Genomic DNA, 25,506 nt, shown 5'->3' with positions numbered 1-25,506 from the left:
GCGGGTCGCGGTCAGGTCGTCGTGGACGGTGCGGGCGTGACGTCGGCGGTGCGGGCGTGACGTCGGGCGGCGTGGCGTCGGGCGGCGTGGCGTCGGGCGGCGTGGCGTCGGGCGGCGTGGCGTCGTGGAGCGGTGGCAGGGCCGTGGCGGACTTTGGGCACGTGACCGAGCCGTGAGCCTGGACGGGGCCGGTGGCGCCGCGCCTCCATTTTTCCGGCAACGCAATCGGCGCTTCCATTCATACCCGGCGCCGACGCATTAATGCGTTTGAGTGATCTTGACGCCCGAGGTCAGCCGGGTCAGCCCAGGAGCACCGCGGGGGTCGGGTCGGCGATCAGGGCGGCGAACGTGTGCCGATCATCCCAGCGACCGGTGGTCCACGCCAGCGCACGCGCCAGCCCTTCGGGCGTGTCGGCGGCGTGCACCACGGCCGCCTCGTCCACCCACCACGACACCGGGTGCTCGGCTCCCTCGGCCGCCACCACCAGGTCGTCGTGGACGATCAGCGAACCGTCCGGCAGGTCCACCCCGAGCAGGTCGCACGCCAGCCGCACGGCGCCCAGCTCCGACCACACCACCTCGTCGCCGTCACCGACGACCGCACCGGACACCTCCTCCGACGCCAGCGGCAGGGCGAGGAGTTCCGCCAGCTCCGACGCCGAACCGGACGACGCCAGCACCTGCGCCGGCGGCAGCACGCCGAGCAGCCACGGCAGGTCCAGCACGAGCACGTCGTCGGCGGGCTCGGCGGCCCCCGTCAGCACCCGCACCCGGTCCGGCGGCTCGACGCTCACCGAGTCCGCCACCTCCGCCAGCAACGCGTGCACGCGCAGCACCAGGGCGTCGGACAGCTCCCGCGCCGGGTCGCCGAGCCGTCCCAGCAAGTCCTTGACGTCGTCCTCGTCCACCACGGCCAGCGACGTGCGCACGCCGGCGGCGGCCAGCACGTGCGGCGGGAGGCCGACTGGCGGCACGACGTCGTAGAGGCCTTCGAGGCCTTCCGCGTCGGGCAGCCGCCACGAGCCGAGCGGCACGCCGTCGATGGTCGCGTACCGGGCCAGCCACCAGCCCGTGTACCCGTCCGGCTCCGCCACGGCACGCCACACGACGGGGTCGGCGGCCATCATGGCGAGCGCCTGGGGCCACTTGTCGGGCGCGACGAGGTCGAGGTCGCGGATGCCGAGGACCCGGGTCGGCGGCACGTCGAACGCGTCCCACCAGTAGCCCTCGTCGGCGAGGTCGTGGTCGGGTTCGGTGGGCGAGTCGTCCTCGACCACGGTGAACCCGTCGATCACGCCGACGTCGGTCAGCACGGACCGCGGCCACTCCTGCGCCACGGACGCGTCGAGCACGCCGAACGGGGCGTCGGCCTCCAGCACGGTGAGCAGCGCCGAGTCGGGCAGCACGAGTTCGTCGGCGCGCCGCCACTCGCCGTCGGTCGAGGGCAGCGCCAGCTCGGCGAGCCACGGCCGCCCGCCGGCGCGGGACACGAGCCGCAGCACGGTCCGCACGAGGTCGGGGCCGTCCAGCGCCGGGTCGTCGAGGCTGCGGTGCACGGCTTCGCGCACGGCGTCGGAGTCGAGCAGCTCGCCGGGGCCCGCCTCGGTCGCGCCGAGGCGCAGCAACAGGGGGTGCGCCGCGTCGGGGTGGACGACGCGCAGGCCGGACACCGACGACAGCTCGGAGTCGAACAGCTCGGAGTCGGTGCCCAGGAGGACGCCGCGCGGGCTGCTCACCAACCGGCCGTCGACCAGCGGCACGGGCAGCGCGGCCATCGCCTCGCGGGCGGTGGAGTCGACGTCGGCGACGGGGGTCAGCGCCGAGTACACCTGGTGCCACCACGCCGGGTCGCCGCCGACGCCGGCCAGCGCGTCGACGACGTCGGCCACGCCGAGCCGGGGCACTTCGAGGGCCGCGAGCGCCTTGGCGTGCGGCGGGAGCGTCAGCTCGTAGTCGAGGAGGCCGGGCACGACGTCCTCCAGCAGCTCGACCAGCTCGAACGACGCCAGGTCGAGCACCTTCGCCGACGACGGCGCGGCCCACTCGCCGTCCGCGAGCGGCAGCCAGGGCGCGGTGCGCAGCGCCTCCAGCACCCCGGTGCGGAGGCGGTCGTCCACTTCGGACAGGGGGAAGCCGGGCAGCGGCACGAGCGACGTGCGCTCGACGGCGGGCAGGGCGGCGACCAGCGCCGGGTACGCGAGGGCGGCCTGCTCCAGCACGAACGTGGCGGCCGCGCCGGCCAGGACGCGCCGCCGGGACGGCTCGACGGGCAGGGTGGCGATGAGCCGCGCGGGCAGGGACAGCTTCTCGTCGGTCGGGGTGGGGGCGTGCAGGACGTCGCCGGCTTGCGGCTCGTCCATCGGCCACGCCCAGCAGACGTGCCACCGGGGTCGGGACTCGACGCCCGCGACGAGCTCGGCCGGCAGTTCGCCCTCGACGCGGTGCACGAGCCACCGCTGGGCGCCGGACGGGCCGGTGAGCACGACCACGCCGTCGGACTCGGACCGCTCCCACGCGTCCGGCCCGACCTCGACGCGCCGCAGCCCGGGGAGGGCGAGCAGCAGGTCGGGGGCCTGGGAGGCGAAGTCGGCGAGCAGGCCTTCGGGGTCGACCTTCAGCGGCAGCCGGACCTCGGTGTCGAACCCGTCGGGGACGTCGGTCTCGTCGGACGGCCACACGAGCCGCAGCACCGGCACGTCGCCGCCGCGGGCGGACGCGAGCGACGGCACGGCCTCGCGGGTGCGGGCGGCGGAGAAGGCGACCGCGCCGGACCGGGAGACGACGCGCGGCTCGTCGGTGACGGCGAGCACGGCGGCGAAGCCGACGCCGAACTGGCCGACCGTGTCGGAGGACTTGGACGAGGCGCGCAGGGACGCGAGCGCGGCGACGCCGGCGGCGTCCAGGGGGGCGCCGGTGTTCGCCGCGCGCAGCTCACCGTCCACGAGGGACAGTCGCAGCACGCCGGGCGCGTCACCGGCGGCGTCGGACGCGTTCTGCGCCAGCTCGACCAGCAGCCGGTCGCGGTAGCCGCCGAGCCTGAGGTCCTCTTCGGCGTTGGCGTCCTCGCGGAACCGCGTCGGCGAACCCTGCCACGCGGCCAGCACCGACTCGCGCAGCGCGGCGGTGCCGAACGGGTCCGACGGGTCCAACGGGCCCCCGCTCACTTCCCGCTCTCGTCGGCCGGCGCCTCAGCCCGCGGGTTCGCCTCCACGTCCAGCACCGCGTCGTCGTAGACGACCTCGGCGACCGGCACCAGCGGCCCGCCCTCGACCTCGACCTCGGAGTGCGCGCCGCACCCGTACTCGACGTGCACGACGTGGCCGTCCGCGGGCGTGAGCTCGTTCGCGCACACCCCGAAGGCGGCGCCGAGCGATCCGGCGACGCGGGTGTAGAAGCCGCACGTGCCGCAGGTGGCGGGCGCGCTGCGGGCCATCTCGCTGCGCGGGCCGAAGTCGCCGGAGTGCCAGCGCTGGGCGGCGTCGAGGACGCCCTCGCGGGACAGCACCCGCACGCGGCCGAGGCCCACCTCCAGGGCGACCTCCTCGACCGCCGGGTCGTCCGAGCCGACGTACCCGGGCGCGAGGCGCGGGTCGTCCTCCGGGGTGGGCAGCAGGTCGCCGACGCCGAGGTCGCCGGCGCGGACGCGCTCGTGCCACGGCACCCACTCGGGCGCGACCAGGGCGTGGTCGCCGGGCAGGAGCACGACCTCGCTGACGGACAGCGGCGTGCCGGGGCCCGCGAAGGCGACGGTGACGGCCCAGTTCCAGCCGCGGTAGCCGGCGTGGTCGGCCTCGAACAGGTGGGTGACCGAGACCTCGTCCTCGGCGACCGTTCCCACGTGGTCGCCGACGCGGTCCTCGCCCGCCTCCTCTTGTGCGGCGGCCCGGGCGAGCCGGACTGCCTCGGGGTCGGCGAGCGCTGGGTTGGGCTGCTGGGTCGGCGTGGCGGTCACAGGTGAATTGTGCCGCACGTCTTCGCGGTCCCGTGCACACGTGCCACCCTTTCGGACGTGCGGTGGCTCGTGATGGCGGTGCTCTTCGTCTGGTCGACGGCGTGTTCGACGCCGCCGGGCGGTCCGGGCGGGGTGGAGGTGCTCGGCACCGTCCCGCACGACCGGGGCGCCTTCACCCAGGGGTTGGAGCTGGTGGACGGGGTGCTCTACGAGGGCACCGGCCTGGAGGGACAGTCGTCGCTGCGCCGCGTGGACCCCGAGACGGGCGAGGTGGAGCGGCGCGTCGACCTGCCGGAACCGCTGTTCGGCGAGGGCATCACGGTCGTCGACGACCGCATCTGGCAGCTCACCTGGCGGGACGGCGTGGCCATAGAGCGGGACCGGGACACGTTGGAGGAAGTGCGTCGCGTCACCTATGAGGGTGAAGGTTGGGGTCTGTGCCGTGACGGCGACCGGCTCGTGATGAGCGACGGCAGCGACGAGCTCGTGTTCCGCGACCCGCGGACGTTCGCCGAGACCGGCGCGGTGGCGGTCCGCCGGGACGGGCGGCCCGTGGAGCACCTGAACGAGTTGGAGTGCGTCGGCGGCCAGGTGTGGGCGAACGTGTGGCAGACCGACGAAGTGGTGCGCATCGACCCGTCCGACGGCCGGGTCACGGCCGCCGTCGACCTGAGCGTCCTGCGGCCGGCCGACGTGCCGCGCAGCGACGTGCTGAACGGGATCGCCGCCGTGCCGGGCACCGACGAGTTCCTCGTCACGGGCAAGAACTGGCCCACGATCTTCCGGGTGAGGTTCGGCGTCTGAGCCGGGCGCCACGCGTCCACCGGCGGCAATCCGTGGGACAGCCCGCACCCGGTGAGGCAGGATTGGGGTGTGACACCCCCTCGGCCGGAAGATTCGTCGCGGCGGTACCCGTGGGAGGACGACGAGTACAAGCCGCGCACTCGGCCGTACCCGACCCCGGGGCCCCCGCCGCCGCCCGGCCACCAGCCACCACCGCCTCCCGGTCACCAGCCGCCGCCGCGTGGTCCGCAGCCGCCGCGAGGTCAGCAGCCGCCGCCGCGCGGTCACCAACCACCACCACCGCCTCCTCCACGCGCGCCGAGGCCGGACCGGGCGCCTGACGACCGCGAGTCCGCCCGCTTCGCCCCGCCGCCGGACGACGACAAGCCGACCGTGCCGACGCTGCCGAAGAAGCTCACCGTCACGCGCGTCGCCTGGTTCCGCACGAGGCAGCTCAGCAGCCAGGCGCTGGCCGCGTTCCGCAAGGCCGCGCACGCCGACGGCGCCAAGCAGTCCGGCCTGTCGTCGCTCACCTACGCGGTGATGTTGAACTACGCGGCCGACGCGGCGATGGCCGTCGCGCTCGCCAACACCCTGTTCTTCTCCGCCGCCACGGGCGAGAGCCGCGGCAAGGTCGCCCTCTACCTGCTGATCACCGTGGCCCCGTTCGCGCTGGTCGCCCCGGTGATCGGCCCGGCGCTCGACCGCATCCAGCACGGCAGGCGGGTCGCGTTGGCGGTGTCGTGCCTGCTGCGCGTGTTCCTCGCGATCGCGATGGCGCTGAACTTCGACAACTGGGGCCTGTACCCGGCGGCGCTGGGCAGCATGGTGCTGTCCAAGTCGTTCACCGTGCTGAAGGCCGCGATCACGCCGCGCGTGGTGCCCCGCGACATCACGCTGTCCAAGACGAACGCCCGGATGACGGTGTTCGGCCTGGCCGCGGGCGGGGTGTTCGGCGCGGTGGCGGCCGGGTTCGCGAACCTGTTCGGCTCGCCGGGCGCGCTGTGGTTCACCGCCGCGCTGTGCCTGGCGAACGCGTACTACTGCCTGCGCATCCCGTCGTGGGTGGAGGTCACCGAGGGCGAGGTGCCCACGTCGCTGCGGGCGCAGCCGCAGAAGGCGAAGCGGCAGCCGCTCGGCCGCGCGGTCGTGGTCGCGCTGTGGGGCAACGGCGCCATCCGGATGCTCACCGGTTTCCTGATGCTGTTCGCCGCGTTCGTGGTCCGCGCCCAGACCGAGGGCGACGCGTTCATGCAGGTCCTGCTGCTGGGCGTGATCGCGGCGGCGGCCGGTGTCGGCAGCTTCCTCGGCAACGCGGTGGGCGCGCGGATGCACTTCGGCGCGCCCGACCAGGTGGTGATCGGGTGCCTGGTCGGCGCGCTCGTGTCGGTGATCGTCGCGGCGCTGCTGCCCGGCCTGGCGACGGCGGCGGCGGTCGGGCTGATCGGCGCGACCGCGAGCTCGCTGGCCAAGGTGTCGCTGGACGCGGTGATCCAGGACGACGTGCCCGACGAGTCCCGGGCGTCCGCGTTCGGCCGGTCCGAGACGATCCTCCAGCTCGGCTGGGTGTTCGGCGGCGCGCTCGGCGTGCTGCTGCCCACCGAGTACTGGATCGGGTTCACGGTGCTGTCGGTGCTGCTCGCGGTGGGTCTGGCGCAGACGATCCAGACCCGGCGCGGCGCGACGCTGATCCCCGGCCTCGGCGGCGACCGCCCGTTGCGCCCCGCGCCCGTCGTGCCGGGGGCGGGCACGTAGGCTCGGCTGCCGTGCGCCGAGTCCTGCTCCCCCTGTCGCTGCTGGTCCTGGCCGGTTGCGCGGCCCCCGCCACCGAGCCCGAGGTGACGTTCTACGCCGACGGCCGCGTGGTCAACGTCAAGCCGACCCAGTACTGCGACGTGCAGTCCGAGAACTGCGACGTCGACCCGGCGGCGGTGGGCGTGCTGCGGGTGCGGCCGGGCAAGCCGGTGCAGATCTCCGTGCCCGGAGAGCTGGCCGACTCGGCGTGGTCGGTGAAGTTCACCTACCGCGACGGGCGCGGCCAGCCGCAGGAGCCGTTGCGCAGCAAGCTGTTCACCGAACGCGACCCCCGGTACGCGTACACGCTCGTGCTGCCGAACCCCGACGACCAGTTGGAGAGCGTCGAGGTCCAGCAGTACGGCGCGCGCATCGAGACCAGCACCACGGGCGCGTTCGACTTCGTCGCCCGCGGCACGTGGGTCCTGTCGGTGGACGACCGTGTTTGATTGCCGCTGCTTCGCAGGCGGCGGCTCGGTCGCCATGAAGTCGACCGTTCCCACCCGATTTCCGGCGATCGGAAAAGCGTGATCGCCGGAAATCGGGTGGGAACGGTCGACGCGACCTCGCGACATCCAGGGGGAAGGGGGACGCGACCTCGCGTGGCCGGGGGAAGGGCGACTCGACGTCGCGCGGCCGGGGGGAAGGGCTACGGGATCTCGCGTGGCTGGGGGTGCGGACGGTGGCGGCGTGGGTTTACGGGTCTAGCTCCCGGGCTACGGCGCGGACCACGTCGGCGATCAGCTTCGTGTTCTTGCGCTCGGGGTAGCGGCCGCGGCGCAGCTCGGGCTGCACCTTGACCTCCAGCAGCTTGATCATGTCCTCGATCAGGCCGTGCAGCTCCTCGGCGGGCCGGCGGCGGGCCTCCGCGACGGACGGCGCCGGGTCGATCAGCCGCACCGAGAGCGCCTGCGGGCCGCGACGGCCCTCGGCCATGCCGAACTCGATCCGCTGACCGGCTTTCAAGCCCTCGACACCCGGAGGCAGCGCGGACTTCCGCACGTAGACGTCTTCGCCGCCGTCCTGTGTGACGAAGCCGAAGCCCTTCTCCGAGTCGTACCACTTGACCTTGCCGGTCGGCACCGTTCCCACCAATCCTCTGCGATCACACGACGAACGCGCCCCAGGGCGTGCCCAGGGCGCGTCCCACCAGACTATCCAGAACACCACCGCCGGGGCACCTCCGATCGCGCGACTACCATCCAGCGCATGTCGACCCCGAAGCTGATGCCGCTGGCAGTGGCGTTGTTCGCGCTCGGCGTGGCGGCCATCGTCGCGCTGTTCGTCGCGGGCGAACCCGGCCTGCCCGCCTGGGTGTTCGCCGCGGGCTGGCTGCTCGCGCCCGCCGGCCTCGCGCTGGGCGTGCTCAGCGCGGTGAGGAGCTCCCGACCCCGGCGCTGAGCCGCTCCGCGTTCGCCCGCAGCCAGGCCGGGAACGCGGTCAGGTCCGGCAGCACGACGTCCGCGCCCTCCGCGGTCAGCTCCGCCGCGTCGCACGGCCCGCTGGTCACGCCGACGGACACCGCCCCGGCGGCCTTCGCGCCCCGCACGTCGCCGACGTGGTCGCCCACGTAGACGGCCGCGGCGTGCGCCTTCAACGCCTCCGCCTTGCCCGTCGACCACAGCTCGCCGAACAGGTGGTCGACCTCCCAGCCCAGCGCGGCCAGGTGCAGCGCCGCGTTGGCCCGGTACTTGCCCGTCACCACGATCGTCGTCCCGCCCAGCTCACGCACCGCGGCAAGCGCTTGCGCCGCGCCCGGCAGGGCGACCGTGGCCGGGATGACGACCTCCGGGTACAGCGCCCGGAACCGCGCGACCAGGTCCGGGATCTCCTCCTCGGGCACCCCGAAGTCCCGGTAGACCATGTCCAGCGGCGGGCCGAGGTTCGCCGCGAAGTGGGCGCCGTCCAGCGGGTGGCCGCACTCCGCCGCCACCGCGTCCATCACGGCCGCCATGCCCGGCCGCGGGTCGATGAGGGTCATGTCGAGGTCGAATCCCACGGTCAGCGGCACGCGTCGGACTCTAGGCTCTGTGCCAAGCTTTGCGCCGTGACGGAACTCACCCGTGCTCTGCTCGACGCGGCCGCGGAGTTGCTGGCGGCACACGGTTCCCGGGGCCTGCGCATGGCGGAGGTCGCCGCCAAGGCGGGCGTCAGCAGGCAGAGCGTCTACAACGAGTTCGGCAACAAGGAACGGCTCCTGCAGGCCGTCGCGCTGCACAAGACCGTCGAGTTCCTCGACGGCGTGCGGGAACGGCTCGCCGGCAGCCCCGACCCGGTGGACGGGCTGCGCCGGGGCATCCTGTTCGCGTTCGACCTCGCCGAGCGGGACGCGCTGGCGAGGTCCGTGCTGAACGGGACGAACGCCGAGGACATGCTCCCGTTCCTCACCACCAGGGGCCGGCCGGTGCTCACGCTCGCCAACTCGGTGTTCGCCGAGCACATCCACCGGCACTGGCCCGACGTGCCGGAGCCGCACGTGCGGCTGGTCGCGGACACGATCGTGCGGGTCGCGCTGAGCCACCTGCTGACGCCGGGGACGCGCCGCGTGGACGCCGTTGTCCACGTGACCGAAGCCCTCTTACCCCCGCGCCACGCCGAGTGACCCGCCGCGGGGCCGGTCGCCGGCCCGGTCAGCCGACCGTCACGTCGTCGTAGGTCAGGCCCACCTGCCCGGCGGCCTTCGTCAGCGTGCGCAGGATCGCCAGCGACTCGGCGTGCGACATCAACGGGCTCTCCACGTCGCCCGCCCGCACCCGGTCCACCACCTCGCGCAGCTGCGGCACGTACCCGACGCCCTCCGGCTCGTACGTGTGCCCCACGCCGTTCACGATCATCCGCGTCGGGTTGTACAGCCCGTCCGGCACCTCGACCAGGCCACGCGAGCCGTACACGACCACCCCCGACTTCAGCGGGCTGACCAGCGACGACCCGAGCAGCGCGTGCACGCCGCCGGGGTAGCCGAGCAGCAGGCCCACCTCGGCGTCCACGCCGCCGACCAGCGAGCCGTGCGCGGTGACCGTCTCCGGCTCGCCGAACAGCAGGTGCGCGTACGACACCGGGTAGATGCCCAGGTCGAACAGGGAACCGCCGCCGAGGGCCTTGTTCCACAGCCGGTGCTCGGGGTCGTGGTCGAGGGTGAACCCGAAGTCCGCCCGAAGCGACCGGACCTCGCCGATGTCACCGGCCGCGATCACCTCGCGCAGCCGTGCGACCAGCGGGTTGAACCGGGTCCAGATGGCCTCCATGAAGAACAGGCCGCGCTCGCGGGACAGGTCCACCAGGTCCTGGAGGTCGGGGACGGTGAGCGTCGCGGGCTTCTCGCACAGCACGTGCTTGCCCGCCGCCAACGCCGCCCGCGCCACCGCGTGGTGCTGGACGTGCGGCGTCGCGACGTAGACGACGTCCACGTCGGGGTCCGCCAGCAGCTCGGTGTAGTCGCCGTAGGCGCGCGGGATCTCGTGCTTGGCCGCGAACGCCTCCGCCTTCGGCAGGGCGCGGGACGACACCGCGAGAACCTCGACGTCGGGCAGGAGTCGGAGGTCGCCCGTGACGGTGTCGGCGATGCCGCCCGTCGCGACGACGCCCCAGCGGAGTTTGTTGGACACGGGGGCAGCTTAATCGGGCAAGATGAGCAGGTGAGGATCATCTTGAACCTGATCTGGCTGGTCTTGAGCGGCTTCTGGCTGGCCGTCGGGTACGTGGTCGCCGGCGTGGTGTGCTGCGTGCTGATCGTCACCATCCCGTGGGGGCTGGCGTCGTTCCGGATCGCGAACTACGCGCTGTGGCCGTTCGGGCGGACCGTCGTGGACCGGCCGACGGCGGGCGCGGCGTCGCTGATCGGCAACGTGGTGTGGATCGTCGTCGCGGGCATCTGGCTCGCCATCGGCCACGTCGTCACCGGCGTGCTGCTGTGCGTGACGATCATCGGCATCCCGCTGGGCGTGGCGAACTTCAAGATGGTGCCGGTGTCCCTGATGCCGCTGGGCAAGGAGATCGTCGCCGCCCCGTGAGCGGTCGTCGCCCGGTTCCCGGCCGGTTCCGGCCGTTCTCGCGGTCGGTTCGCTGCCGGTTCGCCGGGTGGACGGGCTGGACGGGGCGGGCTGGCCGGCGGGCTCAGGCGGCGACTTCGTGCAGGCAGAGGACGTTGCCCTCGCTGTCCTTGAACCAGGCGGCCTTCGCCGAGCCGAACACGGCGATGTGGTTGACCGTCTTCAGGTCGGGCAGGTCGTAGTCCTCGAACCGGACGCCCCGCCGGCGCAGCTCGTCGATCTCGGCCGTCAGGTCGTCCACCTCGAAGCTGAGGACGGTGTGGCCGGTCTGCGCGCCCGGCTCGGCGGGCATGAGGCCGAGCGCGTCGCCCCTGCCCAGCTCGAACAGGCGGGTGCCGTCGTCGCTGCGGCCGAGCGGCCTCAGGCCGAGCTGGTCGCCGTAGAAGCGCGCGGCCCGGTCGGGGTCGGACACGGGCAGGATCGTCGTCGTCCTGGTCGCGGTGAGCATGGCGCCTCCTTGCGGGTGGGGCCATGCTGCGCCTACTCGGGGCGGTCCGCCAGTCGGACGACCAGGCACGGGCCGCCGCTGTAGAGGCCCGCGTCGACCGCCAGCACCTTGCCGTCGGCGTAGCGCAGGGGGCCGTCGATCTGCTCCGGCGGCACGCCCAGCTGGTCGGCGATGACGCTGTGGCCGTGCACCACCTCCCAGCCGCCGAGCACGTCCAGCAGCTCGTCCGCGACCGCCGCGCCGTCCGGGCCGCGGAACGCGTAGCGGGTGGTCATCTTGCGCCAGCACTCCCACCAGTGCTCCAGGTCGTCGCTCGCGAGGACGTCCCGGACGGCGTCGTTGACCTCGTCGATCGTGGCGCCCCACTCCAGGTAGGCCAGGGTGTCGGAGTGCATGAGCAGGTGGCCGTCGACCTCGGTGAGGACGCGGCGGGTGGTGAGCCACTCGATGTGGGCGTCGGTGAGGCGGTCCTGGTCGCTGCGCAGGCCGCCGTTGAGGAGCCAGCTGCGGGCGAAGCTGCGCGGGGTCGGCGCGCCCGGGACGTTCCGATCGCCGAACCGGTGCATGCCGAGGAGCAGCACCTCGTGGTTGCCGATGAGGGCGTCGACTTGGCCGTCGCTCTGCTCGGCGAGGCGCATGACGAACTCGATGACGCCGATGCCGTCGGGGCCGCGGTCGACGAAGTCGCCGAGGAACCACAGCTCCGCGTCGCCGCCGCACCAGTCACCCTCGGCGTCGACCAGGCCCGAGGCGTGCAGGGCGCGGGTCAGCTCGGCGAGGTGCCCGTGCACGTCGCCAACCACGAAGAGCGGTCGTTCCACATGCGCGACGATAAGCGACGCGGGGCTGTGCTGCCCAAAAGTCGATCAGTGCTTCCGGAGGTCCCTTCGGCCGGGCCTCCCCCGCAGGGGTGAGTTCGGGCCGGCAGCCCGTCACGCCCCGGCGGGTCCGCGCCTCTCACCGGCCATGAGAGAGCACTGGGAACAGGTCGCGGACGAGGTCGACGAGGTGATGCTCACCATCGCCGCCCGCAACGCCATGACCTGGCAACCGTGGCAGCACGTCGACTGGCTGCGCGTGCAGGCGGACCTGCTGGACCGCCTCGGCGCCGCGTGCGGCGGCGCGGGCCCCGTCTCAGGCCGCGCGGAACTCCTCCGCGACCGGGCGGAACGCATGGCCGACCACCTCAACGGCGTGCCCAGCGCCGCCGACCACCCACCCCCACCGCCCGACCTCAGCCGCTACCTGTCCCGAGCCGGCGCCCCACAACGCACCCTGCGCCCAGTACCAACCCCCGACCCCCGCCGGCCCCCCACCCCCACACCGAACCCCACAACCCCCTGACCCCCGGCTCCCCCACCGGCGATGGCTCCCCCACACCCCTGACACCGGCCCAACACCCGTCGGCACGCCGGGCTGAATTCGGCAACCGGTCCCGGCCGCAGCACCCCCGCACCACGGCCGAACACCCACCACCGCCACGGCACCCCCGCGCCGCAACCGAGTGCCCCACCGACCGGCCCAACACCCACCGGCACGCCCTACCTACACCGGGCAGCCCCGTCCCGGGCCACGGCTCGCCCTACCGACGCCGGGCAACCCCCGTCCCGGCCGCAGCACCCCCGCGCCGCAACCGAGCCCACAGCCCGCACCCACCCAGCCGCGACACCCCCGTGGGCGGCCGGATGCGCTGTCCGCCGGTCACCCGTGCCTGTGAGCGGGCGGGTGGCGGTTCGGGGCGCGGTGGGTCCGGAAGGTCAGGGCGGGGTCAGGTGAGGTTCGGCCACTGGAGCACGGCGTCGACCTTGGTCGCGTCCCCCGTCACCACCACCTCCTCCACCCCGATCCGCCGCCACAGCAGCAGGTAGAGCTGCTCGGCCGTCCCCGTGACGACACCGTCCGCCGGGACGTCCGACACCGCCAGCCGCGCCGGCTTCGCCGCACCCCCGGCGCCGACGCGCCACGTCGCCCCGGTGTCGGTCGCGGTCAGGTCCACGGTCGCGCGTCCGCCCGCCCACTCCTCGCCGTGCAGGAAGCGGGTCAGGAACTCGTCCACGCCGTCCGCCGCCAGGTCCGCCGGGATCGCGCGGACGGCGCCGGCGGCCCGCCAGGCGTCCCAGCAGTGGACGACCGCCTCGTGCGCCTGCCGCCACGCCACGCCCGCCGCGGTGTCGCGCGAGGCGTCGTTCCACCACGCCCACGCCGGCCCGTCCGACGGGTACTCCCGCTGCACGGCGACGTACCGCGCGCTGATCTCCCGCCACCCCTCGACGAGGTCCGGCCCGGTGTCCGCGGCACGCCGCGCCGCCTCGTCGTCCGGCAGCGCGCCCTTCGCCAGCACGACCAGCGTCCACCACGACTGGACCTCGGCGAGGTGCGCCACGAGGTCGGCCACCGTCCACCCGGGGCACGTGGGCACGGGCGCGCCCAGGTTGCCCTCCACCGCCTCGGTGAACGACCGGCTGTACTCCTCGACGACCCCGGTGTGATCGATCCCCATGCCGCCGGACGTTAGCGGAGGGGTCCGACAATTCCGGTGTCGTCGCAGGTCAGGAGGGTCAGGACTCGTCCGGGAACGGGTTGGTCGAGTTGCCGACGAGGTCCGCGATCGACTTGACGACCCGCGTCGGCCGGTACGGGTACAGCTCGGCGGTCGACTCCGCGGAGATGCCGGTCAGCACGAGGATCGTGCGCAACCCGGCTTCCAGCCCGGACCGCACGTCGGTGTCCATCCGGTCGCCGATCATCAGCGTGTTCGCGGAGTGGGCGCCCAGCGCGCGCAGCGCCGACCTCATCATCAACGGGTTGGGCTTGCCCACGTAGTACGGCGCGCGGCCGGTGGCGCGTTCGATCAGGGCGGCGATGGAGCCGGTGGCGGGCAGCGAGCCCTCGCGGGACGGGCCGGTGGCGTCCGGGTTGGTCGCGATGAACTTCGCGCCCTCCTCCACGAGCCGGATGGCGCGGGTGATCGCGGTGAAGCTGTAGGTGCGCGTCTCGCCCAGCACCACGTAGTCCGGGTCGCGGTCGGTCAGCACGTACCCGATCTCGTGCAGCGCCGTCGTCAGGCCGGCCTCGCCGATCACGTACGCCGAGCCGCCGGGGCGCTGCGAGTCGAGGAACCTCGCGGTGGCCAGGGCGGACGTCCAGATCGCGGTCTCCGGCACGTCCAGGCCCGTGCGGACGAGCCGGGCGCGCAGGTCGCGCGGGGTGTAGATGGAGTTGTTCGTGAGCACCATGAACGGGATGGCGTTCGCGGTCAACTCGGCGACGAACTCGCCGGAGCCGGGGATCGGGTGCTCCTCGTGCACGAGCACGCCGTCCATGTCCATCAGGTAGTTCCACTGAGCGGCCATGCCGCCAATGCTGCCAGTTCCGGCCGCGTTCGGGCGGCCACCGGACCGGGGCGCGACGGCGGTCAGGCGTCGATCACGCGCCGCCGGAACGTCTCGATGATGCTCTGGTTGTAGCGCTCCAGGACGTCCCACTCCTCCGGGGTGAACCGCGTCAGCACCTCGCGCAGCGTCTCCTGGGCCCCCGCGAACAGGTGGCTGAACTTGCCCTCGTCCTCGACGGTGACCTCGACCAGCACCTTCCGCCGGTCGTGCGGGTCGCGCACCCGCCGCACGTACCCGGCCCGCTCCAGCCGGTCGATCACGCCGGTCACGGCGCCGGTGGACAGCCCGGACAGCTCGGCGATCCGGCCCGCGGTGATGGGGCCGTCGGCGCGCAGGGCGAGGTCGAGGCACTTCTCGTCGGTCGGCGACAGGCCCATCTGCTCCGCCACCCGGCTGTGGAACAGGATGGTGAGCGCGCTGGTCTCCCGCGCGTAGCCGCTGAACCGCTCCAGCACGTCGGCGGGCACCTCGTGCTCACTCGTCATGTCAGGCAATTTAGCGGCTGCCGGCCCGGCGCCGGCATCTTCGTCCCCCTCGCCACGCGCCGCCGTCCCCCATTTCCACCAGCACCCACAAGTGTCAGCCGATTACCCTGGTAGGGGTGACAGCTGTCGAGTTGGGGCTACCCGTTGTGCGCGGCAACCCGGACACCACCGAGCGGCCGGACTCCCCGCTCCTGGTGGACCGGTTCGGTCGGACCGCCACCGACCTGCGCGTGTCGTTGACCGACCGCTGCAACCTGCGCTGCACCTACTGCATGCCAGCGGAGGGCCTCGACTGGCTGCCGAAGCCGGACCTGCTCGACGACGCGGAGCTGGGGCGGCTGATCCGCATCGCGGTGACCCGCCTCGGCGTGACGGACGTCCGGTTCACCGGCGGCGAGCCGCTGCTGCGCCCCGGGCTGGACGACGTGATCGCGGCGACGGCGGCGCTGACGCCCCGGCCGCGCGTCTCGATGACCACGAACGGGTTGACCTTGGCGAAGCGGGCGGCCGGGTTGGTGGCCGCGGGGCTCGACCGGGTGAACGTCTCGCTGGACACGCTGGACCCGAAGCGGTTCCTGCGGCTGACCCGGCGGGACCGGCTGGCGGACGTGTTCGCGGGCCTGGAGGCGGCGCGGGAGGCCGGGTTGTCGCCGGTCAAGGTGAACACGGTGCTGATGCGGGGCGTGAACGAGGACGAGGCCGTCCCGCTGCTGCGCCACTGCCTGGAGCACGGCTACCAGCTGCGGTTCATCGAGCAGATGCCGCTGGACCCGCAGCACGGGTGGGACCGGGCCGACATGGTGACGGCGGAGGAGATCCTGGCCGCGCTGCGCGCCGAGTTCTCGCTCACGCCGGAGCCGGGCGACCGGGGTGGGGCGCCCGCCGAGCGGTGGCTGGTGGACGGCGGTCCGGCGGTGGTGGGCGTGATCGCGTCGGTGACGCGGCCGTTCTGCGCGGCGTGCGACCGGACCCGGCTCACCGCGGACGGCCAGGTGCGGAACTGCCTGTTCAGCCAGTCGGAGACGGACCTGAGGGCGTTGCTGCGCGGTGGCGCGTCGGACGAGGAGATCGCCGACCGGTGGCGGGGCAACGCGTGGGTGAAGGCGGCCGGGCACGGCATCAACTCGGCCGGGTTCAGCCAGCCGGACCGTCCCATGAGCGCGATCGGGGGGTGACCGTGTCGGTGCGGTTGACGGTCCGGTACTTCGCCGGCGCGCGGGCGGCGGTGGGGGTGCCCGACGAGAGCATCGAGCTGACCGGCGACGGGGCCACGGTGGCGTCCGCGATCGAGGCGGTGCGGCGCCGGCACGGCGACCGGGTGGCCCGCGTGCTGCCGGCGTGCAGCTTCCTCCTGGACGGCGTGGCGGTCAGGAATCACGACACGCCCGTGTCAGCGGGCGCGCAACTGGACGTGTTGCCGCCGTTCGCCGGTGGCTGAGACTCCGCCACACGTCCGGGTTAAGGCGTGAGCTGTACCTCACTTAACGTGATCTATCTCGGCGGATCTCGGAACGGAAACAGACCGATAACGGTGCCCTGAGCTGGATAAACGCCGCAGTCGAAGCGTCACCCGGCAGCGTTACTGTGATGTGCGTCACGTGGACGAACGTTTGGCATGAGGCTCGCGGTTACGTACCGTCGCTCTTCGGTTGGCCCCGACCGACCGTGAGCACCACCGGGACGCCTCGCACCGAACCTGTCCACCGGCGCCCCGTGAACACACCCCGAGCGAAAGACAACCGCCGGACAGGGAAGCTGGACGACATACCGGGCCCGAACCCGAGTCGGCCGTGCAGGTGCGGGTGGCAGAGAGGGAAATGGCTTCTTACCGAGGCAAGCACCGCCCGACCACCAGTTCCTCCGCCCGGAGCATCGCGAAGGTCGCCGTCGCCGGCGTCATCGTGGGCGCCCCGCTGGCGATGGCCGCGGGCACCGCGAGCGCGCAGGGCTCCGGCGTCAACTGGGACACGGTCGCCGCGTGTGAGAGTGGCGGCAACTGGAGCATCAACACCGGCAACGGCTACTACGGCGGCCTGCAGTTCCTGCCGTCCACGTGGACCTCGCACGGCGGTTCCGGAATGCCCCACCAGGCTTCCCGCGAGGAGCAGATCCGTGTGGCCGAGAACGTCATGAAGACCCAGGGCATCGGCGCCTGGCCCGTCTGCGGCCCCAAGGGCCTCGGCGGCGCGCCGGCTCCGGCGAAGGCCAAGCCGGCTCCCGTCCAGCAGGCCGCGCCGAAGCAGCAGCAGCAGGCCCCGGCCCCGAAGCAGGCCGCGCCCGCCCCGAAGCAGGCCGCCCCTGCTCCGGTGACCGTGGCGCTGCCGTCGACCAACCCCAACGGCGACTACGAGATCAAGTCGGGCGACAGCCTGTCGAAGATCGCGGAGGAGCTGAAGGTCGAGGGCGGCTGGGCCAAGCTGCACGAGCTCAACAAGCAGTTCATCCCGAACCCCGACCTGATCCTGCCGGGGCACAAGATCGCCACCAAGTGATCTCCGGTCGGCGCGAGCCGGCGCAAGACGGAACCGGGACCCCGGACGCCCCCCTCGGCGCCCGGGGTCCCGAACCCGTTGCAGGGGGTCCGCCGCGGCGCGCGTAGCCGTGCCGCCCGGTCAGGGCATGTTGACCCACTCGTCGGTGCCGTCGGCGAACACCTGCCGCTTCCACACGGGCAGCCGCCGCTTCACCTCGTCGACGAGCTCCGAGCACACCGCGAACGCCTCACCCCGGTGCTCGGCGGACACGGCGCACGCCAGCGCCACGTCCCCGATCGCCAGCTGACCGACCCGGTGCGACACGGCGACGGCGCGCACGCCGTCGAACCGGCCCACCACGTCCGCCACCACCTCGGCCACCACGGCGCCCGCCGTCGGGTGGCCCACGTACTCCAGCTCGCGCACGGAACGCCCGTGGTCGTGGTCGCGGACCACCCCGGCGAACGTCACCACCGCGCCCGCCGCCGCGTGCTCCACCAGCTTCGCGTGCTCGTCCACCGACAGCGGCTCGTCGCTGACGGTCGCGCGCAGGACCTCGGTCATGCGTGGTCACCTCCGGACACCTGGTCGACGGCGTGCTCCAGCACGGTCGCGAGCACGTCCAGCCCGTCACGCACCCCGCCGGTCGAGCCGGGCAGGTTCACCACGAACGTGCGGCCCGCGACACCGGCCACCCCGCGCGACAGCACGGCGGTCGGCACGCGCGGCCAGCCCGAGTTCCGGATGGCGTCCGCCACGCCCGGCACCTCGAAGTCCAGCACCGACCGGGTCGCCTCCGGGGTCCGGTCGGTGGGGCTGATGCCCGTGCCGCCGGTCGTGACGACCACCGCCACCCCGTCCGCGACGGCCGCGCGCAGCGCCTCGGCCACCGGCTCGCCGTCCGGCACGACCACCGGGTCGGGCACGTCGTAGCCGCGTTCCCGCAGCCAGTCGACGATGATCGGCCCGCCGCGGTCGGCGTAGACGCCCGCCGAGGCCCGGTTCGACGCGGTGACCACGCGAGCCGTCCGGGGCGCCGCCGCCGCGGCGGGAGGCGTCACGGTCGCTCCCAGAGGCCGGTCTTGCCGCCCTCCTTGCGCTCGACCCGCACCTCGTCCAGCGACGCCGCCGGGTCGACCGCCTTCACCATGTCGTGCAGCGTCAGCCCGGCCACGGCCACGGCCGTCAACGCCTCCATCTCGACCCCGGTGCGGTCGGTGGTGCGGACGGTCGCCGTGATGCGGACCTCGGCGTCACCGGGGACCAGGTCGACCTTGATCCCGGACAGCGCGATCGGGTGGCAGAGCGGGACGAGCTCCCACGTCCGCTTGGCCGCCATGATCCCGGCGATCCGGGCCGTGGCCAGCGCGTCGCCCTTCGGCAGGCCGTCGCTGCCGAGCAACGCCACCACCTCGGACGTCGTGCGCAGCACTCCGGAGGCGACCGCGGTGCGGGTGGTCGGCTCCTTCTCGGAGACGTCCACCATGCGGGCGGCCCCGCTGGAGTCCAGGTGGGTGAACTGGTTGCTCATAGCAGAATGCTAGGCCGATTCGGTCGCGGCCTTGCGGACCGCTTCCGCCACCGCCGGGGCCACCGACGAGTCGAACACGCTCGGCACGATGAACGAGGCGTTGAGCCGCTCGCCGTCCACGACGTCCGCGATCGCGTTCGCGGCGGCGATGAGCATCGCGTCGGTGATGGTCCGGGCGTGCGCGTCGAGCAGGCCCCGGAACACGCCGGGGAACGCCAGCACGTTGTTGATCTGGTTCGGGAAGTCGCTGCGCCCGGTGGCGACGACGGCGGCGTGCTTCTGCGCCTCCATCGGGTCGATCTCCGGGTCCGGGTTGGCCAGCGCGAACACGATCGCGTCGGAGTTCATCGTGGCGACCTGCTCGGCGCCGAACAGGTTCGGCGCGGACACGCCGATGAAGACGTCCGCCCCGACGAGCGCGTCGTGCAGGCGGCCGCTGACGTTGTCCTTGTTGGTGGTGGCCGCGATGGACTTCAGGTTGTCGTCCAGGCCGGGCCGGTCGCGGTGGACGATGCCGTCGACGTCGACGGCGACCACGTCGCCGGGCTCCTGCTTGAGCAGCAGCCGGATGATCGCCGAGCCCGCCGCGCCGACCCCGCACACCACGACCTTGCAGTCGGAGATCTTCTTGCCGACGACGCGCAGGGCGTTGCGCAGCGCGCCGACGACGACGATCGCCGTGCCGTGCTGGTCGTCGTGGAAGACGGGGATGTCGAGCTTCTCGCGCAGCCGGGCCTCGATCTCGAAGCAGCGGGGCGCGGCGATGTCCTCGAGGTTGATGCCGCCGTAGACGGGGGCGATCAGCTCGACCGCGCGGATGATCTCCTCGGTGTCCTGGGTGTCCAGGCACACCGGCCAGGCGTCGACGCCGGCGAACTTCTTGAACAGCGCGGCCTTGCCCTCCATCACGGGCAGCGCGGCGGCGGGCCCGATGTTGCCCAGGCCGAGCACGGCGGAGCCGTCGGTGACCACGGCCACCGTGTTGCGCTTGATGGTGAGGCGACGGGCGTCGTCCGGGTTCTCCGCGATGGCCATGCAGACGCGGGCGACGCCGGGCGTGTAGGCGCGGGAGAGGTCGTCGCGGTTGCGCAGCGGCACCTTCGACGCGATCTCGATCTTGCCGCCGAGGTGGACCAGGAACGTCCGGTCGGACACCTTGCGGACCACGATCCCCGGCAGCAGCTCCAGGGTGTCGGTGATGTCCTTGGCGTGGTTCGCCGACAGCGCGTTGCACGTGAGGTCGATGATCACCCGGTCGGTGTGCGACTCGACCACGTCGAACGCGGTGATCACCCCGCCGGCCCGACCGACCGCCGAGGTGAGGTCGCCGGCGGCCGACGCCGACGGCGGGGCCTCCAGCCGGACGGTGATCGAGTACCCAGGGCCGGGGACCGGCATCGAACCTCCCAGAACAGCACAGCTCAAGAGGGGGACGAGCCTAGTCCGCACGCGAATACGGAACGCGCGCGGCTCGACGGCCGCGCGCGTCACGGGGTGCTAGCGGTTGATCTCCGTCACCGGGTGGCGGTAACCCAGGTCCTCGACCGGCAGCGGGAAGGTGATCGTGCCGAACGGGGACAGCGCGCCCTGCACGTCGCTGGTGAGCTCGGTGACCGGGTGCTCTTCGCCGGCCGGCGCCTCCGGCCAGTGCGGGTCGATGCGCTCGGGGCGGGCCTTGGCCACGATTCCTCCTCGGTGGTCGGTTTCGCGCACCAGTGTGCCTCACCGGCGCGACGGGCCGTCCACCGTGCCGGGGCGCGAAAATCGAGAGCCCTGTCACCGTCCGGTCCCTAGCCTGGTGGCCGTGGGCACATCGGTGGAACTCCTCAACGTGATCGACGTCGAGGCGACGTGCTGGGACGGCGACCCGCCTCCCGGCCAGGTGAACGAGATCATCGAGATCGGGTTGACCACGGTCGACCTGGCGGCGGGCGAGCGGGTCGGCAGGAACCGCGTCCTCGTGCGGCCGGAGCGGTCGGCCGTCAGCCCGTTCTGCACGGAGCTGACGGGGTTGACGCAGGCCGAGGTCGACACCGGGGTGACGTTCGCCGAGGCGTGCCGGCTGCTGGAGGTCGAGCACGAGGCGGGCGTGCGGCCGTGGGCGAGCTGGGGCGACTACGACCGCAAGCAGTTCGCCCGCCAGTGCCGGGACGTGCGGTACCCGTTCGGGCGACGGCACTGGAACGCGAAGCTGGTCTTCTCCCAGGCTCACGGCCTGCGGAAACGTCCCGGCATGGCGCAGGCGTTGAAGATCGCCGGCCTGCCGCTGGAGGGCAGGCACCACCGGGGCGAGGACGACGCCTGGAACATCGCCGCCCTGGTTCTGCACCTGCGGGCGCGTGACGCGTGGCCGACCACCCCCACCACCCCGGCCGACGCCTACCGGTGAGCCCGCCGCGGGGCCGACGGGTTTCGGGGGCTGGGCGGCGCGGGCGGGGTGCGCGGCATATACCGTGGTGAGGATGTCCGCCACCACCCTCGCCGAGTGGCTGCGGGCGCAGGACGACACCGCGCTCGTGGCTCTGCTGCGCGCCCGGCCGGACCTGGCCACGCCGCCGCCGGCGGACACGACGGTGCTCGCCACCCGCATCGGGTCGCGGGCGTCGGTGGCGCGGGCCTGCGAAGACCTCGACACGCTCACGTTGACGGTCCTCGAAGCGCTGCTCGTGCTGGACGCCGACGTCGCCCCGGTCCCGTCGACCGCGGTGCTCGACCTGTTCGGCGGCACGGACGTCCGACCCGCCCTCGACACGCTGCGCGCCCGCGCCCTGCTCTGGGGCGACGACGACGCGCTGTCCACCCCGCCCGCCACCAGGGACGCCGTCAACCCGTTCCCGTGCGGCCTCGGCCGGTCGGTGCCGCGGCTCGCCGACGCCGACCTGACCGCGCTGGACCCGGACGAGCACCGGGTCCTCCAGACCCTCGCCGCCGGACCGCCCGTCGGGCAGACGAAGGACGCGGCGCACGTCGTGTCGCTCGCCAACGCCCGGACGCCGATCCAGAAGCTGCTGGCCCGCGGCCTGCTCGTGCGGCGGGACGCGCTGACCGTCGAGCTGCCGCGCGAGATCGGCCTGAAGGTCCGCGGCGACCGGCCGCTGGGCGCGATCCAGACCACCGAGCCGCCCCTCACCACGGCGCGCCGCGACCAGTCGAGCGTCGACCACACCGGCGGCGGCGAGGCGTTGGAGCTGTGCCGGCACGTGGAGTCGCTGCTCAAGAGCTGGTCGGAGGAGCCGCCCGCGGTGCTCCGGTCGGGTGGCGTGGGCGTGCGCGAGCTGCGGAAGCTCGCCAAGGACCTCGACGTGGACGAGCGGCGTGCCGCGCTGCTGGTGGAGCTGGTCGTGAACGCGGGCCTGGTCGCCGACACGGAGGGCGTCGAGCCCGAGTGGGTGCCGACGACGCAGACCGACACGTGGCTGGTGGCGGCGCCCGAGCACCGGTGGGCGACGCTGGCGCAGGCGTGGCTGGACCTGCCCCGGCTGCCGGGCCTGATCGGGCAGCGCGACGACCGCGACCGGCTGCTCAACCCGCTGGCGCCAGAGCTGAACCGGCCGGGCGCGCCGCGGGACCGCAAGCGCATCCTCGAAGCCCTCGCCGCGCTGGAGCCCGGCACCGCCGTGACCGACCCGGACGAGCTGGCGGCCGTGCTGGCGTGGCGCGCGCCGCGACGTGGCGGCCGGCTGCGCGACGAGCTGGTGCGCTGGACCGTGGACGAGGGCACGCAGGTGGGTGTCATCGCGCACAACGCGATCACCGCCCAGGGCCGCACGCTGCTCAGCGAGGGTCCGGGCGCGGCGGCGAAGCGGCTGGCCGACGCGTTGCCCGCCCCGGTCGACCACGTGCTGGTGCAGGCCGACCTGACGGTCGTCGCGCCCGGCCGGCTGGACCCGGAGCTGGCCGACGAGATCGCGCTGGTCGCGGACGTCGAGTCGGCGGGCGGCGCCACCGTCTACCGGGTGCGCGAGGGGTCGGTGCGGCGCGCGTTCGACGCCGGCCGCAGCGCCGCGGACCTGCACGAGCTGTTCCGGGCGAGGTCGCGCACACCGGTGCCGCAGTCGTTGACGTACCTGATCGACGACGCGGCCCGCAAGCACGGGCGGCTGCGCGGTGGCGCGGCCGGGTCGTTCCTGCGCTGCGACGACCCGGTGCTGATCACCGAGGTGCTGTCGCACCCGGCGGCGGAGCGGCTGGCGCTGCGCAAGATCGCGCCGACCGTGGTGGTGAGCCCCCTGCCGCTGGCGGAGGTGCTGGACGGGCTGCGCGCGGCCGGGTTCGCGCCCGCCGCGGAGGGTCCGGACGGGCACGTGCTGGACCTGCGGGCCGGTGGCCGCCGGATCGCCGGGAAGGGGCGGCGGAAGCCGGTGCAGCCGAGCACGGCGTCCGACGAGCAGCTGGGCGAGCTGGTGCGGCTGGTGCGGGCGGGTGACCGCGCGGCGACGACCACGGGCGGCGCGCGGGTGTCCGTGCCCGGTCACCTGGGCGCGGGGCCGTCGGCCACCCTGGCGCTGCTGCAACGGGCGGCGCGGGAGGGGCGGAGCGTGCTCGTCGACTTCGTGGACAGCCACGGCACGGCGGCCCGGCGCGTGATCACCCCGCAGGTCGTGGGCGGCGGGGTGCTGGAAGGCGTCGACGTCAGCTACGGCGAGGTGCGCCGGTTCCCGCTGCACCGCATCACGTCCGCGGCCCTCGTCGAAGACGACCGTGCGTGATCACCGTTCGTGAGCGTTGATCACCTGTTGGTGACGGTGGGGCGGCCTAGCGTCGTCGTGAGGGTGTCGTCCCGGCACCCGAGGACGACGACGAAGGAGAACCCCTCGTGAAGACCATTCGCAAGGCAGCCGTGGTCGGCGCGGTCGCGCTGGCGGCCGTGCTCGGCCCCGGCACCGCCCTGGCCGCCCCGGCCCTCGACGGCTCGAAGACGACCGTCGCGCAGGAGGCGCTGGGCGGGTGGGACGACGACTGCGACGACGACACGAACGACGACTGGTACTGCGACGACGACTGGGACGACTGGGACGACGACTGGAACGGTGACTGGGGTAGCCGGCACGGCGTCCACTGACCCGTCCGCGACGTGGTTGACCAGCTACGCGACAGCCGGCCGGCTACAAGGGTGGCTGATCAGCCACCGTCACGGCGTGAGCACCGCCAGGCCTGGCGCACGTCGAAGGGCGGCCTCCCGCGGGAGTCCGCCCTTCGGTGTTGACACGGTCACGTGGCGCGGCGATCAGCCCGCGCGCACCGACATCCACTGGCGCATGGCGTGCTCGACCAACGTGATCAACGTCTGCTTGGTCGACTGCCGGTTGCGCGCGTCGCACGTCACTATCGGCACGGACTGGTCGATGGTGAGCGCGTCGCGGACGTCCTCGATGCGGTGGTGCAGCAGGCCGTCGAAGCAGTTGACGCCGACGACGTAGGGCAGCTGCCGGTCGTCGAAGAAGTCGATCGACGCGAACGCGTCGGCCAGGCGGCGGGTGTCGACGAGCACGATCGCGCCGATGGCGCCGCGCACGAGGTCGTCCCACATGAACCAGAACCGGTGCTGGCCGGGTGTGCCGAACAGGTACAGGATCAGGTCCTGGTCCAGTGACACCCGGCCGAAGTCCATGGCCACCGTGGTCGTGACCTTGTTCGGCGTGGCCGAGAGGTCGTCGACCCCGGCGCTGGCCTCGGTCATCACCGCTTCGGTGGTCAGCGGAACGATCTCCGACACGGAACCGACGAACGTAGTCTTGCCCACGCCGAAGCCACCGGCCACCACGATCTTCGCGGAGGTCGTCGGCTTCTTGGCGCCTTCGGCCGCGTTGGGGCTAGAGCCTGCGAAGCCCACTGAGCACCCTCTCAAGGAATTCAATGGACGGCCGGTCCCCCACGACCAAGCCACCCTGGTGAATCAAAACCAAACCCATGCTCGCCATGTCGCCGATCAGCACCCGGACCACGCCGAGCGGGAGCCGGAGGTGAGCGGCGACCTCGGCCACCGACCTGGTGTCGGTGCACAACCCGCAGATAGACCGGTGCTCGGGGAGCACCGCCGCGTCGCGTTCGAGACCGCGTTCGCTGGTGGAGACCAGCGCCTCGATCGCGAGGTCGTAATCGGGCCGGGTGCGGCCACCGGTCCGGGTGTACGGGCGCACCAGCGAGCCCGACTCGGCCGCCGGGTTCTCCTCGCGCCGCACGACCGGCTGGGGACCGGTCGTGTACGGCACTTGTTCCGGCACGCTGTCGGGCAGGCCGTGGGCACCGAAGAGATCGGCGCCCGGACCTCCGAACAGGCCGCTGCCGTACCCGTCGATGTCGAACCGGTTGGGAACGTCGTCGTAGTCGTACGACGAGTCGTCAACCTCACGCTGAGACATATCGTCTTGCCCCTGCCCTGTGCCTTCGACCCGTGATCCCGGCGCCTGCTCCGCCCGGCGACCCGACCACGAGTTGGGTGCGTCCTCGGCTTCCTCGTCCTGTGCGGGGTCGGCATCCGGCTCAGCGAATTGGAAGCCCCCGACCGCCCACTCCTGGTAGTTGAAGTTCCTACCGAAGCGTCGGCCGCCGGCGCCAGATCGTTCAGCCATTTACCTTCACCCCCACGATCTCA

The 25,506-nt window shown here is 73.2% G+C and carries 30 protein-coding genes; 13 read left to right on the top strand and 17 right to left on the bottom strand.

Features of this window, described 5'->3' with window-relative positions; translation table 11 throughout:
• Positions 1-299: 299 nt before the first annotated feature.
• On the bottom strand, positions 300-3,164 hold the full coding sequence (locus ACRAKH_RS02690) for a sacsin N-terminal ATP-binding-like domain-containing protein (RefSeq protein WP_380720119.1): 2,865 nt from the start codon (positions 3,162-3,164) through the stop codon (positions 300-302).
• Positions 3,161-3,952 carry a DUF3027 domain-containing protein gene (locus tag ACRAKH_RS02685; RefSeq protein WP_380720117.1) on the bottom strand — a complete coding sequence of 264 codons (792 nt, stop codon included), beginning with the start codon at positions 3,950-3,952 and terminating at the stop codon, positions 3,161-3,163. The genes ACRAKH_RS02690 and ACRAKH_RS02685 overlap by 4 nt, the downstream gene beginning before the upstream one ends.
• Before the next feature lie 72 nt (positions 3,953-4,024).
• Here ACRAKH_RS02685 and ACRAKH_RS02680 point away from each other — a divergent pair, with 72 nt between their 5' ends.
• The 3 genes from ACRAKH_RS02680 (at position 4,025) to ACRAKH_RS02670 (ending at position 6,978) form a co-directional block, all read left to right on the top strand.
• A complete protein-coding gene (locus ACRAKH_RS02680) occupies positions 4,025-4,756 on the top strand; it encodes a glutaminyl-peptide cyclotransferase (protein WP_380720173.1) in 732 nt (243 codons plus the stop codon).
• 69 nt (positions 4,757-4,825) lie between these two features.
• The gene (locus ACRAKH_RS02675) at positions 4,826-6,490 is read left to right on the top strand and encodes an MFS transporter (protein ID WP_447009600.1); all 1,665 of its coding nucleotides are present in this window, start codon (positions 4,826-4,828) and stop codon (positions 6,488-6,490) included.
• Positions 6,491-6,501: 11 nt separating this feature from the next.
• Positions 6,502-6,978 carry a DUF2771 family protein gene (locus ACRAKH_RS02670; RefSeq protein WP_380720113.1) on the top strand — a complete coding sequence of 159 codons (477 nt, stop codon included), beginning with the start codon at positions 6,502-6,504 and terminating at the stop codon, positions 6,976-6,978.
• Positions 6,979-7,225: 247 nt separating this feature from the next.
• Here the strand turns inward: ACRAKH_RS02670 and ACRAKH_RS02665 are convergent, their stop codons facing one another.
• Positions 7,226-7,612: a cold-shock protein gene (locus ACRAKH_RS02665; RefSeq protein WP_184691535.1), complete on the bottom strand. Its 387-nt coding sequence runs from the start codon at positions 7,610-7,612 to the stop codon at positions 7,226-7,228.
• Positions 7,613-7,738: 126 nt separating this feature from the next.
• Between ACRAKH_RS02665 and ACRAKH_RS02660 the strand changes: the two genes are divergently transcribed.
• On the top strand, positions 7,739-7,930 hold the full coding sequence (locus ACRAKH_RS02660) for a hypothetical protein (protein WP_380720110.1): 192 nt from the start codon (positions 7,739-7,741) through the stop codon (positions 7,928-7,930).
• On the opposite strand, the gene ACRAKH_RS02655 is transcribed toward ACRAKH_RS02660, so the two are convergent.
• Complete coding sequence (locus ACRAKH_RS02655; RefSeq protein WP_380720108.1) at positions 7,896-8,540, bottom strand: HAD family hydrolase; 645 nt, start codon at positions 8,538-8,540, stop codon at positions 7,896-7,898. The two genes, ACRAKH_RS02660 and ACRAKH_RS02655, sit on opposite strands and share 35 nt — an antisense overlap.
• Positions 8,541-8,576: 36 nt before the next feature.
• On the opposite strand from ACRAKH_RS02655, the gene ACRAKH_RS02650 reads away from it, so the two are divergent.
• Positions 8,577-9,131 (top strand): TetR/AcrR family transcriptional regulator, encoded by a 555-nt coding sequence (locus ACRAKH_RS02650; RefSeq protein ID WP_380720106.1) that lies wholly within the window; start codon positions 8,577-8,579, stop codon positions 9,129-9,131.
• 28 nt (positions 9,132-9,159) lie between these two features.
• Here ACRAKH_RS02650 and ACRAKH_RS02645 read toward each other — a convergent pair whose 3' ends face one another.
• On the bottom strand, positions 9,160-10,134 hold the full coding sequence (locus tag ACRAKH_RS02645; protein WP_380720104.1) for a Gfo/Idh/MocA family protein: 975 nt from the start codon (positions 10,132-10,134) through the stop codon (positions 9,160-9,162).
• 30 nt (positions 10,135-10,164) lie between these two features.
• Here ACRAKH_RS02645 and ACRAKH_RS02640 point away from each other — a divergent pair, with 30 nt between their 5' ends.
• A complete protein-coding gene (locus tag ACRAKH_RS02640) occupies positions 10,165-10,539 on the top strand; it encodes a YccF domain-containing protein (protein ID WP_380720102.1) in 375 nt (124 codons plus the stop codon).
• Between the two features lie 103 nt (positions 10,540-10,642).
• Here the strand turns inward: ACRAKH_RS02640 and ACRAKH_RS02635 are convergent, their stop codons facing one another.
• Both ACRAKH_RS02635 and ACRAKH_RS02630 read right to left on the bottom strand, forming a co-directional pair.
• Positions 10,643-11,026, bottom strand: a complete 384-nt coding sequence (locus ACRAKH_RS02635; RefSeq protein WP_380720100.1) for a VOC family protein — start codon at positions 11,024-11,026, stop codon at positions 10,643-10,645.
• 32 nt (positions 11,027-11,058) lie between these two features.
• Positions 11,059-11,847, bottom strand: a complete 789-nt coding sequence (locus tag ACRAKH_RS02630) for a metallophosphoesterase (RefSeq protein ID WP_380720098.1) — start codon at positions 11,845-11,847, stop codon at positions 11,059-11,061.
• Positions 11,848-11,992: 145 nt separating this feature from the next.
• Between ACRAKH_RS02630 and ACRAKH_RS02625 the strand changes: the two genes are divergently transcribed.
• Positions 11,993-12,370, top strand: coding sequence for a hypothetical protein (locus ACRAKH_RS02625; protein WP_380720096.1), 378 nt, complete (start codon positions 11,993-11,995; stop codon positions 12,368-12,370).
• 424 nt (positions 12,371-12,794) lie between these two features.
• Here ACRAKH_RS02625 and ACRAKH_RS02620 read toward each other — a convergent pair whose 3' ends face one another.
• The 3 genes from ACRAKH_RS02620 to ACRAKH_RS02610 all read right to left on the bottom strand — a co-directional run bounded on the left by ACRAKH_RS02620 (position 12,795) and on the right by ACRAKH_RS02610 (position 14,906).
• Positions 12,795-13,526 carry a maleylpyruvate isomerase family mycothiol-dependent enzyme gene (locus ACRAKH_RS02620; protein ID WP_380720094.1) on the bottom strand — a complete coding sequence of 244 codons (732 nt, stop codon included), beginning with the start codon at positions 13,524-13,526 and terminating at the stop codon, positions 12,795-12,797.
• Between the two features lie 58 nt (positions 13,527-13,584).
• A complete protein-coding gene (locus ACRAKH_RS02615) occupies positions 13,585-14,379 on the bottom strand; it encodes an HAD-IIA family hydrolase (RefSeq protein ID WP_380720092.1) in 795 nt (264 codons plus the stop codon).
• A 62-nt stretch (positions 14,380-14,441) separates the two neighbouring features.
• Positions 14,442-14,906 carry a MarR family winged helix-turn-helix transcriptional regulator gene (locus ACRAKH_RS02610; protein ID WP_380720090.1) on the bottom strand — a complete coding sequence of 155 codons (465 nt, stop codon included), beginning with the start codon at positions 14,904-14,906 and terminating at the stop codon, positions 14,442-14,444.
• 116 nt (positions 14,907-15,022) lie between these two features.
• Here ACRAKH_RS02610 and moaA point away from each other — a divergent pair, with 116 nt between their 5' ends.
• From moaA to ACRAKH_RS02595, 3 genes are all read left to right on the top strand, one after another.
• Entirely contained in the window at positions 15,023-16,081 is a 1,059-nt protein-coding gene (moaA, locus tag ACRAKH_RS02605; RefSeq protein ID WP_380720088.1) for a GTP 3',8-cyclase MoaA, read from the top strand.
• Positions 16,078-16,344 carry a MoaD/ThiS family protein gene (locus ACRAKH_RS02600; protein ID WP_380720086.1) on the top strand — a complete coding sequence of 89 codons (267 nt, stop codon included), beginning with the start codon at positions 16,078-16,080 and terminating at the stop codon, positions 16,342-16,344. Before moaA ends, ACRAKH_RS02600 begins: the two co-directional genes overlap by 4 nt.
• Before the next feature lie 379 nt (positions 16,345-16,723).
• Positions 16,724-17,398 carry a transglycosylase family protein gene (locus ACRAKH_RS02595; protein WP_380720084.1) on the top strand — a complete coding sequence of 225 codons (675 nt, stop codon included), beginning with the start codon at positions 16,724-16,726 and terminating at the stop codon, positions 17,396-17,398.
• A gap of 120 nt (positions 17,399-17,518) precedes the next feature.
• Here ACRAKH_RS02595 and ACRAKH_RS02590 read toward each other — a convergent pair whose 3' ends face one another.
• The 5 genes from ACRAKH_RS02590 to ACRAKH_RS02570 form a co-directional block, all read right to left on the bottom strand.
• Entirely contained in the window at positions 17,519-17,944 is a 426-nt protein-coding gene (locus tag ACRAKH_RS02590) for a molybdenum cofactor biosynthesis protein MoaE (RefSeq protein WP_380720082.1), read from the bottom strand.
• Positions 17,941-18,441, bottom strand: a complete 501-nt coding sequence (locus ACRAKH_RS02585) for a MogA/MoaB family molybdenum cofactor biosynthesis protein (RefSeq protein WP_380720080.1) — start codon at positions 18,439-18,441, stop codon at positions 17,941-17,943. The genes ACRAKH_RS02590 and ACRAKH_RS02585 overlap by 4 nt, the downstream gene beginning before the upstream one ends.
• A complete protein-coding gene (gene moaC / locus ACRAKH_RS02580; RefSeq protein ID WP_380720077.1) occupies positions 18,438-18,911 on the bottom strand; it encodes a cyclic pyranopterin monophosphate synthase MoaC in 474 nt (157 codons plus the stop codon). Before moaC ends, ACRAKH_RS02585 begins: the two co-directional genes overlap by 4 nt.
• 9 nt (positions 18,912-18,920) lie before the next feature.
• A complete protein-coding gene (locus ACRAKH_RS02575; protein ID WP_380720075.1) occupies positions 18,921-20,309 on the bottom strand; it encodes an NAD-dependent malic enzyme in 1,389 nt (462 codons plus the stop codon).
• Between the two features lie 99 nt (positions 20,310-20,408).
• Complete coding sequence (locus tag ACRAKH_RS02570; RefSeq protein ID WP_380720072.1) at positions 20,409-20,594, bottom strand: hypothetical protein; 186 nt, start codon at positions 20,592-20,594, stop codon at positions 20,409-20,411.
• A 121-nt stretch (positions 20,595-20,715) separates the two neighbouring features.
• Between ACRAKH_RS02570 and ACRAKH_RS02565 the strand changes: the two genes are divergently transcribed.
• The 3 genes from ACRAKH_RS02565 (at position 20,716) to ACRAKH_RS02555 (ending at position 23,973) form a co-directional block, all read left to right on the top strand.
• On the top strand, positions 20,716-21,300 hold the full coding sequence (locus ACRAKH_RS02565) for an exonuclease domain-containing protein (RefSeq protein ID WP_380720070.1): 585 nt from the start codon (positions 20,716-20,718) through the stop codon (positions 21,298-21,300).
• 73 nt (positions 21,301-21,373) lie between these two features.
• Entirely contained in the window at positions 21,374-23,620 is a 2,247-nt protein-coding gene (locus ACRAKH_RS02560) for a helicase-associated domain-containing protein (protein WP_380720068.1), read from the top strand.
• A 107-nt stretch (positions 23,621-23,727) separates the two neighbouring features.
• Entirely contained in the window at positions 23,728-23,973 is a 246-nt protein-coding gene (locus tag ACRAKH_RS02555; protein WP_380720066.1) for a hypothetical protein, read from the top strand.
• A 165-nt stretch (positions 23,974-24,138) separates the two neighbouring features.
• Here ACRAKH_RS02555 and ACRAKH_RS02550 read toward each other — a convergent pair whose 3' ends face one another.
• Together ACRAKH_RS02550 and ACRAKH_RS02545 are read right to left on the bottom strand one after the other, a co-directional pair.
• Entirely contained in the window at positions 24,139-24,744 is a 606-nt protein-coding gene (locus tag ACRAKH_RS02550) for a GTP-binding protein (protein ID WP_073887831.1), read from the bottom strand.
• Complete coding sequence (locus tag ACRAKH_RS02545) at positions 24,725-25,483, bottom strand: DUF742 domain-containing protein (protein WP_380720064.1); 759 nt, start codon at positions 25,481-25,483, stop codon at positions 24,725-24,727. The genes ACRAKH_RS02550 and ACRAKH_RS02545 overlap by 20 nt, the downstream gene beginning before the upstream one ends.
• Positions 25,484-25,506 lie beyond the last annotated feature (23 nt).

The sequence above is a fragment of the Saccharothrix hoggarensis genome, assembly GCF_052936025.1.
Note: the sequence above shows the minus strand (reverse complement) of the source record. Positions and strands in the feature narration are given on the sequence as shown.